10 protein-coding genes are annotated in these 11,406 nt (G+C 69.7%); 6 read left to right on the top strand and 4 right to left on the bottom strand.

Annotated features, from left to right (window positions below):
• Positions 1–43: 43 nt before the first annotated feature.
• Complete coding sequence (gene metK / locus VFW69_RS12300) at positions 44–1,255, top strand: methionine adenosyltransferase (protein WP_526501573.1); 1,212 nt, start codon at positions 44–46, stop codon at positions 1,253–1,255.
• 18 nt (positions 1,256–1,273) lie between these two features.
• Here metK and VFW69_RS12295 read toward each other — a convergent pair whose 3' ends face one another.
• From VFW69_RS12295 to lipI, 3 genes are read right to left on the bottom strand one after another with little or no spacing between them, the layout of a single operon-like run.
• A complete protein-coding gene (locus VFW69_RS12295) occupies positions 1,274–2,731 on the bottom strand; it encodes a flavin-containing monooxygenase (protein ID WP_526501577.1) in 1,458 nt (485 codons plus the stop codon).
• A gap of 48 nt (positions 2,732–2,779) precedes the next feature.
• Positions 2,780–3,742, bottom strand: a complete 963-nt coding sequence (locus VFW69_RS12290; RefSeq protein ID WP_526501571.1) for an alpha/beta hydrolase — start codon at positions 3,740–3,742, stop codon at positions 2,780–2,782.
• Positions 3,743–3,764: 22 nt separating this feature from the next.
• A complete protein-coding gene (lipI, locus tag VFW69_RS12285) occupies positions 3,765–4,739 on the bottom strand; it encodes an esterase LipI (RefSeq protein WP_526501569.1) in 975 nt (324 codons plus the stop codon).
• Here lipI and VFW69_RS12280 point away from each other — a divergent pair.
• From VFW69_RS12280 to VFW69_RS12270, 3 genes are all read left to right on the top strand, one after another.
• Positions 4,738–5,508 (top strand): lysoplasmalogenase family protein, encoded by a 771-nt coding sequence (locus VFW69_RS12280; protein ID WP_526501567.1) that lies wholly within the window; start codon positions 4,738–4,740, stop codon positions 5,506–5,508. The genes lipI and VFW69_RS12280 overlap by 2 nt on opposite strands.
• 78 nt (positions 5,509–5,586) lie before the next feature.
• A complete protein-coding gene (locus tag VFW69_RS12275; protein ID WP_526501565.1) occupies positions 5,587–7,599 on the top strand; it encodes a primosomal protein N' in 2,013 nt (670 codons plus the stop codon).
• Between the two features lie 129 nt (positions 7,600–7,728).
• A complete protein-coding gene (locus VFW69_RS12270) occupies positions 7,729–8,214 on the top strand; it encodes a MarR family winged helix-turn-helix transcriptional regulator (RefSeq protein ID WP_526501563.1) in 486 nt (161 codons plus the stop codon).
• 3 nt (positions 8,215–8,217) lie between these two features.
• Here VFW69_RS12270 and VFW69_RS12265 read toward each other — a convergent pair whose 3' ends face one another.
• A complete protein-coding gene (locus tag VFW69_RS12265) occupies positions 8,218–9,045 on the bottom strand; it encodes a class I SAM-dependent methyltransferase (protein WP_526501560.1) in 828 nt (275 codons plus the stop codon).
• Positions 9,046–9,229: 184 nt separating this feature from the next.
• Between VFW69_RS12265 and fmt the strand changes: the two genes are divergently transcribed.
• A complete protein-coding gene (fmt, locus tag VFW69_RS12260) occupies positions 9,230–10,177 on the top strand; it encodes a methionyl-tRNA formyltransferase (RefSeq protein WP_526501558.1) in 948 nt (315 codons plus the stop codon).
• Between the two features lie 101 nt (positions 10,178–10,278).
• A partial coding sequence (locus VFW69_RS12255) for a transcription antitermination factor NusB (protein ID WP_526501575.1) occupies positions 10,279–11,406 on the top strand: 1,128 nt, incomplete at its 3' end.

Genomic DNA, 11,406 nt, shown 5'->3' with positions numbered 1-11,406 from the left:
ATAATTTGCCTAACTAACATTCGGACGATGGAAGGATCGCAGCGTGAGTGAGACGGGTCGGCTGTTTACCAGTGAGTCGGTGACCGAGGGACATCCCGACAAGATCTGTGACGCGATCAGCGACTCGGTCCTCGACGCCCTGCTGGCGGAGGACCCCAACTCACGTGTCGCGGTCGAGACGCTGGTCACCACCGGACAGGTGCACGTGGTGGGTGAGGTGACGACGACGGCCAAAGAGGCGTTCGCAGACATCACCAACACGGTTCGCGAGCGCATCCTCGACATCGGCTACGACTCGTCGGACAAGGGCTTCGACGGGGCCACCTGCGGCGTGAACATCGGTATCGGCGCGCAGTCACCCGACATCGCCCAGGGCGTCGACACCGCCCACGAGGCGCGCGTGGAGGGCGCCGCGGACCCGCTGGACGCCCAGGGCGCCGGCGACCAGGGCCTGATGTTCGGCTACGCGATCAACGACACCCCCGAGCGGATGCCGCTGCCGATCGCGCTGGCCCACCGGCTGTCACGCAAGCTCACCGAGGTCCGCAAGAACGGCACGCTGCCGTATCTGCGGCCCGACGGCAAGACGCAGGTCACCATCGAATACGAGGACGACGTTCCGGTCCGGCTGGACACCGTGGTCGTGTCCACCCAGCACTCCGACGGCATCGACCTGGAGAAGACGCTCGATCCCGACATCCGGCAGCATGTGCTCAAGACCGTGCTGGACGAGCTGGCCCACGACACCCTGGACTCGTCGGCGACGCGGGTGCTGGTCAACCCGACCGGTAAGTTCGTCCTCGGCGGTCCGATGGGCGACGCGGGCCTGACCGGCCGCAAGATCATCGTCGACACCTACGGCGGATGGGCCCGCCACGGCGGCGGCGCCTTCTCCGGCAAGGATCCGTCCAAGGTGGACCGATCGGCGGCCTACGCGATGCGCTGGGTGGCCAAGAACATCGTCGCCGCCGGGCTGGCGGAACGAGTCGAGGTGCAGGTGGCCTACGCCATCGGCAAGGCGGCCCCAGTCGGGCTGTTCATCGAGACGTTCGGCACCGCGACGGTCGACCCGGTCAAGATCGAGAAAATCGTTCCAGAGGTGTTCGATCTGCGGCCCGGCGCGATCATCCGCGACCTCGACCTGTTGCGCCCGATTTACGCGCAGACCGCCGCGTACGGGCACTTCGGCCGCACCGACGTCGAACTGCCCTGGGAGCAGCTGAACAAGGTCGACGACCTCAAACGCGCGATCTAGGGGCCGGGTGGTCCCGGTCTAGCCGGTGAACCGGTAGTCGTCCAAATTGAACCGCCGGCTGCGCCAGTACACCTCCGGGGTGGTGCCCGGACGCAGTGGCACGTCACCGTTCTTGTCGAAGTAGTAGCTGTTGGCCAGTCGGCAGCTGTCCTGCCAGAAGATCTGCCGGGGGCGTCGGCGCATCATCTCGGCGAAGTAGCGCTCGTTGGCTTCCTCGCTGACCTCGACGCGGGTCGCACCGACGCGCTTGGCCCGCTTGAGGCAGCGCACGATGTGATGCGTCTGCGCCTCGATGAGCGCGAAATACGAAGAGCCAACGTAACCGTACGGGCCGAACACGGTGAAGAGGTTGGGGAAGCCGGGCACGGTGACGCCCTCGTAGGCCTGCAGTCGGTGCTCATCCCAGAACCGGCTCAACGACTTTCCGTCGCTTCCGGTCACCGCGAACGTGGGCACGTTGTCGGGGTCCATCACCTTGAAGCCGGTCGCCAGGATCAGCACGTCGACCTCGTGGTTCTCGCCGTCGGTGGTGGCCACCGCGTCGGGCGTGATCTTGTCGATCGGTTCGGTGACCAACCGCACGTTGTCGCGGTTGAACGTGGCCAGGTAACCGTTGTGAAAGCCGGGCCGTTTGCAGCCGACGGCGTACTTCGGCGTGAGCTGGTCGCGCACGGCCGGATCCCGAACCTGTTGCCGCAGATAGGACTTTCCCAGCGTGGCCATCCTCTTGGCCAGCGGGATGACCGTGAAGTAGTGCGCCGAGATGGGGAAGGTGAGCTCCACGTAGGCCTGGCTGAGCAGGCGCTGCAGGAACTTGCCGCCGGGGATTCGCATCGCCCAGCGCGCGGGCGCGGGCAGCGGGACATCGAACTTCGGGAAACACCAGATCGGCGTGCGCTGAAATACGGTGAGCGACGATACGATTGGCGCGATTTCGGGAATCACCTGCACGGCCGAGGCGCCGGTCCCGATCACCGCGACGTGCTTGCCGCGCAAATCCTGGCCGTGATCCCACCGCGCGGTGTGCATGGTGATGCCGCCGAACGAGTCCACGCCGTCGATGTCGGGCAGGTTGGGCACCGTCAGGACGCCGCAGGCGCTGATCACGAACCGCCCCGTGATTTCTCCCGCCGGGTCGGTCTGCACCCGCCAGAGGCCGCGCTCGTCGTCGAACTCGGCGGTTTGCACCTTGGTGTTGAAGCGGATTCGCGATCGGATGCCGTATTTGTCGGCGCAGTGTTCGGCGTAGGCCTTGAGCTCTCGGCCCGGCGCGTAGGTGCGCGACCAGTGCCGGCTCTGCTCGAAGGAGAATTGGTAGGAGAACGACGGAATGTCCACGGCGATACCGGGATACGTGTTCCAGTGCCAGGTACCGCCGACCCCGTCGCCGGCTTCGATCACCAGGTAATCGGACAGCCCGGCCCTGTCGAGGTTGATGGCCGCACCGATGCCGGAGAATCCGGCGCCGATGATCAGCGTGTGATAGCCGGGGTTTCTTCTTCGTGGGGGACCATCGTTGCCTGCCTAGGGGTGCAGAGCCTTGTGGAGCGCGGCCAGGCCGCGCTCGGCGGCCTCGGCGGCCGCGGGTATCGCCAGTGCGAAACTGACGAACCCGTGCACCAGGGTGGGCTCGTTGCTCAGCTCGACCGGCACGCCCGCGGCGCCCAGCAGCTCGGCGTAACGGGCCCCCTCATCGCGCAGCGGATCGTGTTCGGCGGTGGCGATGTAGGCGGGCGCCAGCCCGGACAGGTCCGCGGCGTTTGCGGGAGCCATGGTGGTGGGCAGGGCCTTCGGGTCGGTGATATCGAGCCCGGGCACATACCAGGACAGAAATGCGTCGATGACTTCACGGTTCAGAATCGGCGCCTCGGCGTTGTCGGCATACGACGGCAGGGACAGATCCGCGGTGACCGTCGGGTACCACAGCAATTGAAAGCGCAGTTCGGGCCCGCCGTTCTCGCGGGCCAACAGTGCCGTCACCGCGGCGAGGTTGCCGCCGGCCGAGTCACCGGCCACGGCGATGTTGTTCGGGTCGCCGCCGAGCTCTGCCGCGTTCTCGGTGACCCATCGCAGGGCCGCCCAGCAGTCGTTTACGCCCGCCGGGAACGGATGCTCGGGGGCCAGCCGGTAGCCGACGGACACCACGATGGCCTCGGCGCCGACGGCGTGCGCGCGGGCGACCGGGTCGTGGGTGTCCAGGTCGCCGAGGCAAAACCCGCCGCCGTGGTAGAAGACGACCACGGGCAGCGGCGTGAGGTCGCTGTCGGGCCAGTAGATGCGCACCGGGATGTCGGTGAGCTCGCCGTGGGAAATCGTGCGGTTCTCAATCCGCAGATCCGGCAGCATTTCCGTCGGCACCTTGAGCAGTCGGAGCCGCTTGCGGGCGATCTCGACGCCGTCAGCCTCGCGGAAGGTCATCGGATAGGCGTCGAGCAACGCCTTGAAGGTCGGATCGATCCCGGGGCGGGCGGTGGCCGGCTCGCTCATGCGTTCACCGTACGCCGCGGGGTCACCGGTGCAGGGCCGTTCGCAGCGCGGTCAGTCCGCCCTCGAGCGCGGCGGTGGCGGCGGGCACCACGCCGGCATAGCCGAGGTATCCGTGCACCAACGTCTCGGCGTTGTGCACCTGGGCGGCGACGCCGGCGGCGGTCAGCAACCCGGCGTACCGGATGCCGTCGTCGCGCAGGGGGTCGTACCCGGCGACGGCGATGTAGGCCCGCGCCAGATTGCTCAGGTCCTTTGCGCGCCCCGGCGCCATGTCCGACGGCGGATCGGACATGTCGACTTCGCCCGCGTACCAACGAGAGAACGCCGCGACGGCGTGGGCGTCCAGGATCGGCGCGGAGGCGTTCTCGGTGAAAGACGGCAGCGATGCGTCCCACATGGTCGACGGATACCACAACAGCTGGAACACGATCGGCGGAGTGCCGTTGTCGCGCGCCCGCTGCGCCACCGCGGCGGAAATGGTGCCGCCGGCCGAATCGCCGGCCACGGCGATCCGGCTCGGATCACCGTGCAGTTCGGCCGCATTCGCGGCGACCCAAAGCGTTGCGGCCCAAGCGTCTTCGACTGCGGCGGGGTAGGGGTGCTCGGGGGCGAGCCGGTAGTCGACAGTTACCACGATCGCGTCGGCGCCCACCGCGTGCTGACGCGCCGTGCCGTCGTGGGTTTCGAGATCACCTATGACGAAGCCGCCGCCGTGAAAATACAGCACGACGGGCGCGCCGGCGCCCTGCCGATGACCGTCGGAATGACTTGGCGGCCAATAGATCCGGAGCGCGATGGAGCCCGCGGGGCCGGGAATCGTCCGGTTCTCTACCCGCAGCTCGGGATACAGCGGCCGGCGCGGCAGGTCGCGGAACCGCTGGCGCGCCGCGCCGATTCCGTCCTCAGTGGATAGCCGGAAGGGAACCGCATCCAGTACCTTCTGCAGGATGGGGTCGATAGCGGGTTTCTCCTCGGCTGTGTTATCCAAGCTGGGCATGGACGTACCGTACGCACCTCGTCTGGTGGCCGGCGCCTGGGTGCTGGCCGGCTGGGTGGCCCTCGGCTACGGCATCTACCTGACCGTGCTGGCGCTGCGCTCGCCGCCGGGGATCGAGCTGACGGGTCACTGGGTGCTGCAGCCGGCGTTCAAGGCCTCGATGGCGTTCCTGCTCACGCTGGCCGCGGCGGGCCACGCCAAGGTCCGCGAGCGGCGGTGGCTGATGCTGGCGCTGCTGCTCTCGGCCATCGGCGACTGGGTGCTGGCGATCCCGTCGTGGTCGCTCTCCTTCGTGGTGGGCCTTGCGGCATTCCTGTTGGCGCACTTGTGTTTTATGGCCGCGCTCCTGCCGCTGGTTCCAATGTTCTTCGGGGCTTCGGAGGATGCGCGCCCGTCGATGGTGCGCATCGCCGCGGTGGTCCTGATGTGTGCGGCGTCGATCGCGCTGCTGGGCTGGTTCTGGCCCCACCTGGGCGCGGACAAGCTGACACTTCCGGTGACGGTCTACATCGTGGTGCTGACCGCGATGGTGTGCACGGCCCTGCTGGCGAAACTGCCGACGATCTGGACGGCGGTGGGGGCGCTGTGTTTTGCGGCCTCGGACTCGATGATCGCCATCGGGCGCTTCATCCTCGGCAACGAGGCTCTCGCGGTGCCGATCTGGTGGTCGTACGCGGCGGCCCAGATCCTGATCACGGCGGGCTTCTTCTTCGGCCGCGAGCTTCCGGCCGACCTTGCCGGGGACGCGCCGACGCCCGCCGAGAGCTGATTGTCACCGGTGCCGGGTACGCTGCGGACCGGACGGTAAAACATTGGATAACAACATGATTCGCGGTTTGGGGACGCCGTGAGTCCCAGCGCGCGTACGCCCGTCGAGGTGGAGCCCATCGCCCGGGTGCTGCCGATGTTGTCGGTGCCGCATCTGGACCGGGACTTCGACTATTTGGTGTCGGCCGAGCAGTCCGACGACGCCCAGCCGGGGGTGCGGGTGCGGGTGCGCTTCCACGGCCGGCTGGTCGACGGGTTCGTGCTCGAGCGCCGCAACGACACCGATCACCCCGGCAAGCTGGGCTGGCTGGATCGCGTCGTGTCGGCCGAACCGGTGCTCACCCCAGAAATCCGCCGGCTGGGCGACGCGGTGGCCGCGCACTACGCCGGCACCCGCCCCGACGTGTTGCGCCTGGCGGTGCCGCCCCGGCACGCCAGGGTGGAGCGGGAACCCCTGGTCAGCCCCGAGGCTGCGGTCCCGGAGCCCGTCGATCCGTCGGGCTGGGGCGGTTACGGCCGGGGCGCTCAGTTCCTGGCCGCCCTGGCCGAATCGCGGGCCGCCCGGGCCGTCTGGCAGGCGCTTCCGGGCGAGTCGTGGACGGATCGGTTCACTGAGGCCGCCGCGCAAACGGTGCGGACCGGCCGCTCGGTGCTGGCGATCGTTCCCGACCAGCGCGACCTGGACGTGCTGTGGCAGGCCGCGACGACGCGGATCGACGAGAACAGCGTGGTGGCCCTGTCGGCCGGCCTGGGGCCGGCGGCCCGGTACCGGCGGTGGCTGGCGGCGCTGCGCGGCTCCGCGCGGTTGGTGATCGGCACGCGCAGCGCGGTGTTCGCACCGCTGAGCGACCTGGGACTGGTCATGGTGTGGGCCGACGCCGACGACAGCCTGGCCGAGCCGCGCGCGCCGTATCCGCATGCTCGCGAGGTGGCGATGCTGCGGGCGCATCAGGCCCGGTGCGCGGCGCTGATCGGGGGCTACGCGCGCACGGCCGAAGCCCACGCCCTGGTGCGCAGCGGCTGGGCGCACGACATCGTCGCCGCGCGGCCGGTGGTGCGCGCCCGCACGCCGCGCGTGATCGCCCTGGACGACACCGGCTACGCCGACGAGCGCGACCCGGCCGCGCGCACGGCACGCATTCCGTCGATCGCGCTGCGCACCGCCCGCTCGGCGCTGCACGCCGGGGCGCCGGTGCTGGTGCTGGTGCCGCGGCGGGGGTACATCCCGGCGCTGGCCTGCGCGCGGTGCCGCACGATCGCCCGTTGCCGGCACTGCACCGGCCCGCTGTCGTTGCAGGAGGGCGGCGCCGCACTGCTGTGCCGCTGGTGCGGCCGTGTCGACCCGACGCGACGGTGTGCGCGCTGCGGGTCGGACGCGGTGCGCGCCGTCGTCGTCGGCGCGCGCCGCACTGCCGAAGAACTCGGCCGCGCGTTTCCGGGCACGGCGGTGATCACGTCGTCGGGCGACGGCGTGGTACCCGAGGTCGCGGCCGGCCCGGCCCTGGTGGTGGCGACCCCGGGCGCCGAGCCGCGGGCGTCCGGCGGTTATGGGGCGGCGCTGCTGTTGGACACCTGGGCGCTGCTGGGCCGCCAGGACCTGCGCGCGGCCGAGGATGCGTTGTGGCGCTGGATGACCGCCGCCGCGCTGGTGCGTGCCCGCGGCGAGGGCGGTGTGGTGATGATCGTCGCCGAATCATCGCTTCTTACAGTGCAATCGCTGATCCGTTGGGATCCCGTGGGTCATGCGGAGGCCGAAGTGACCGCGCGGGCAGAGGTCGGTCTGCCGCCCAGCGTGCACATCGCGGCCGTCGATGGGACCGCCGGGGCCGTGACGGCGCTGCTCGACGAGGCCCGGCTGTCCGACCAGGAGTCCTTGCACGCGGATTTGCTTGGGCCAGTGGACCTTCCGGCCGGCGTGCGCCGGCCGGCCGGAACCCCCGCCGGCGCCCCGGTGACGCGAATGCTGGTCCGCGTGCCCCGTCAGCAGGGCCTGGCGCTGGCGGCGGCGCTGCGGCGCGGCAGCAGCGTGCTCAGCGCCCGGCAAAGCCACGAGCCGGCGCGGGTGCAGATCGACCCGCTGCACATCGGCTAACCTTCACCAACCATTACCCTAGGCGACAATATGTGCATGCAATAATCTCTTCTTACGACATTAATGTGTTGCTACACTTTCTAATCCTTAGCCGTCGAAAGGCCGGAAACCATCCGCAGAAGGGGCGTTATGGCAGCGGATCACACCGCGGTTGACGAGTCATTGGACGTCATCACCGATGCTCTACTGACGGCCTCGCGTTTGCTGATGGCCATCTCGGCTCGTTCCGTCGGACAGGTGGACGAGACCATCACCATCGCGCAGTTCCGGACGCTGGTGATCCTGTCCAATCGTGGCCCGGTCAACCTGGCCACCCTGGCGGGTCTACTGGGTGTGCAGCCGTCGGCCACCGGCCGGATGGTGGACCGGCTGGTCGCCGCCGGGTTGATCGACCGCTTGCCGCACCCGACGTCACGGCGTGAGCTGCTGGCCGCGCTCACCACGCGCGGCCGCGACGTCGTCCGCCAGGTCACCGCCCACCGGCGCGCCGAGATCGCGGCCATCGTGGCGAAAATGCCACCGCCGGAGCGGCACGGGCTGGTACGGGCCCTGACGGCCTTCACCGCCGCCGGCGGCGAGCCCGACGTCCACCTGGACGCCGAGATCGACCTGTAGCGGCTAGTCGCTCCGTTTTACGGCGGTCACCAGCAGGTACTCCCAGCCCATGGTGCCGTTGGTGAGGTGGTCCTGCGCGAGTTCGACGAGTTGGGCGTCCAGCTCGGCCGTCAGCACCCGGTTGTGGCCGATGTTCGCGTACGCCTCGATCGTCGGGCCGTAGTGCTGCTTGAAGTACGCGTGCACGGCCTCGGCGCTGTCGAACCGGTTGACCGCCAACATGCCTCGCGTCGTGGTGATTTCGCCGATCTGGTCGCCGAGCAGCGCGGAGACGTAACCCGGGCGCCCCCAGAGCGCCGCCGGCGGTGCCGGATGCGACAGGCTCGGCCGGTAGGGCCGAATGGTGGCGAGCATGCGACCGAAGAATCCTTCGGGGGTCCAACTGATCACGCCGATCGTGCCGCCCGGCCGGCAGACGCGGACCAGTTCGGCGGCGGAGCGCTGCTGATCGGGCGCGAACTGCACGCCGATCGCGGATATGACGACGTCGAACTCGCCGTTGCCGAACGGCAGCGCGTGCGCATTCGCTTCCCGGTAGTCGATCGTCAAACCCCGCGCCTCGGCCCTGGCCCGCGACCGTCGCAACAGCTCCGGGGTGAGGTCGGTGGAGACGACGGTGGCGCCGGTCGCGGCCGCGGGTAGCGAGATGTTGCCCGAGCCGGCGGCGACGTCGAGGACCCGTAGGCCGGGACGAATACCGGTGGCTTCGACCAGGACGGGACCGAGGGGAACCATCACCTCCTCGGCCATCAGGGCGTAGTCACCGAGCGCCCATACCGTGCGAGACGTCGCGGCCACCGAGGCGTCGTTGATCGGGGTGTCGAGGGTCATCTAGACCTCCTTGGGAGGGGGAAGGGTTGTCTTTCGACCTCGTTGTCGACATGAACCGGCAACCCGGTTCACCCCAGTAGTTAATGGCTGCCAGAAATAATAGCCATAGGCAACAGTGTACGCACGCACATCCGGTCGGCTCGGGCGGGTCCTGCGTGCATCCGCCGCTTCCTAGACTGGGCCGGTGCGTCTTGTCTTCGCCGGTACCCCCGGACCCGCGCTGCCCGCGTTGCGCCGCCTCATCGACTCGCCGCGGCACGAGGTCATCGCGGTGCTGACCCGGCCCGACGCCGTCGTCGGACGGCGCGGTAAGCCGGAACCGTCACCGGTGGCCAGCGAAGCACTCGACCGCGGCATTCCGGTGCTGCGGCCATCGCGGCCGAACTCGGATGAATTCGTCGCGGAGCTGTCGCAGTTGGCACCCGACTGCTGCGCAGTCGTGGCTTATGGCGCGCTGCTGCGCGACGGCCTACTGGCGGTGGCGCCGCGGGGCTGGATCAACCTGCACTTCTCGCTGCTGCCCGCCTGGCGCGGCGCCGCGCCGGTGCAGGCGGCCATCGCGGCGGGCGACAGCATCACCGGTGCCTCGACATTTCAGATCGAGCCGAGCCTGGACTCGGGTCCGATCTACGGGGTCGTGACCGAGACGATCCGGCCGACCGACACCGCCGGGGAACTGCTTGAGCGCCTGGCTGTTTCGGGCGCGGCGCTGTTGTCGACCACGCTGAACGGCATCGCCGACGCGACGTTGACGCCGGTGCCGCAACCCGCCGACGGAGTGAGCATCGCGCCCAAGATCACCGTCGAGCAGGCGCGCGTGCGGTGGGACCTGCCGGCCCTGGTCGTCGATCGCCGCATTCGCGCCGTCACGCCCAATCCCGGCGCCTGGACCTTGATCGGCGACCTGCGCATCAAAGTGGGGCCGGTGCAGGTTTCCCAGACTTCCACGATGCCAGGGCCACCAGAACCGTTGTCGCCCGGTGCTATTCACGTCGATCGCAAAAACGTCTGGGTCGGCACGGGTTCCGATCCGGTGCGGCTGGACCGAATCCAGCCGCCCGGAAAGAAATTCATGAACGCGGTCGACTGGGCGCGCGGTGCCCGGCTTGACCCCGCGGTGCGGGCGACATGAGCACCGGGCGCGACAGACCGCAGCGCGGCCGGCCGGAACGCAAACCGCAGCAGCGCGACCGCCGGCCGCAGCAGCGCGACCGCCGGCCCCCGCGCAGGCCGATGGACCCGGCTCGGGCCGCCGCGTTCGACGTGCTTCGGGCGGTCAGCGAGCGCGATGCCTACGCGAACCTGGCGCTGCCCGCGCTGCTGCGCGAACGCGGAATCACCGGCCGCGACGCGGCATTCGCCACCGAGCTCACGTACGGCACCTGCCGCACCCGGGGCCTGCTCGACGCCGTCATCGGCGCCGCCGCGGGGCGCTCGCTGGAAGCCATCGATCCGGTGCTGCTCGACCTGCTGCGCCTCGGCGCGTATCAGATGCTGCGCACCCGGGTAGACGCGCACGCCGCGGTGTCCACCACCGTCGAGCAGGCCGGAATTGAATTCGATTCGGCGCGAGCGGGTTTCGTCAATGGAGTGCTTCGGACCATCTCCGGGCGCGACGAGCAGTCCTGGGTCGCCGAGCTGGCCCCGAACCCGGCGCAGGATCCGATCGGGCATGCGGCGTTTGTGCGTGCCCATCCCCGGTGGATCGCCCAGGCCTTCGCCGATGCGCTGGGCGCCGCCGCAACCGAACTCGACGCGGCACTGGCCAGCGACGACGAACGGCCTCAGGTGCATCTGGCCGCCCGCGCCGGCGCGCTGACCGCCGCCGAGTTGGCCGACGCGGTTGGCGGGACGGTCGGTCATTATTCGCCGTACGCGGTGTACCTGGCGGGCGGTGATCCCGGGCGGCTGGCGCCGGTGCGCGACGGCGTCGCACTGGTCCAGGATGAGGGCAGCCAGCTGGTGGCCCGGGCGCTGACCCTGGCGCCGATCGACGGCGACGGTGGCCGGTGGCTGGACCTGTGCGCCGGGCCGGGTGGGAAGACGGCGCTGCTGGCCTCGCTGGGCATGCAGCAACACCCGGAGTCCGGGTTCCGGCTCACCGCGGTGGAGCCCGCGCCGCGCCGCGCCGACCTGGTGGCCGAGAACACTCGTGGGTTGCCCGTCGACGTGCTGCGGGTCGACGGGCGGCAGACGGACCTGGAGCCGACCTTCGACCGGGTGCTCGTCGACGTGCCCTGCACCGGATTGGGGGCGCTGCGCCGTCGACCGGAGGCCCGGTGGCGGCGTCAGCCCGCCGATGTGCCCACCTTGACCAAGCTGCAACGCGAGTTGCTGGCCGCCGCGATTGCGCTGACCCGT

The organism is Mycobacterium sp. (genome assembly GCF_036273375.1).
In the GTDB taxonomy this organism is placed as follows: Bacteria; Actinomycetota; Actinomycetes; order Mycobacteriales; family Mycobacteriaceae; genus Mycobacterium.
This window is presented reverse-complemented; position numbering and strand designations above follow the sequence as displayed.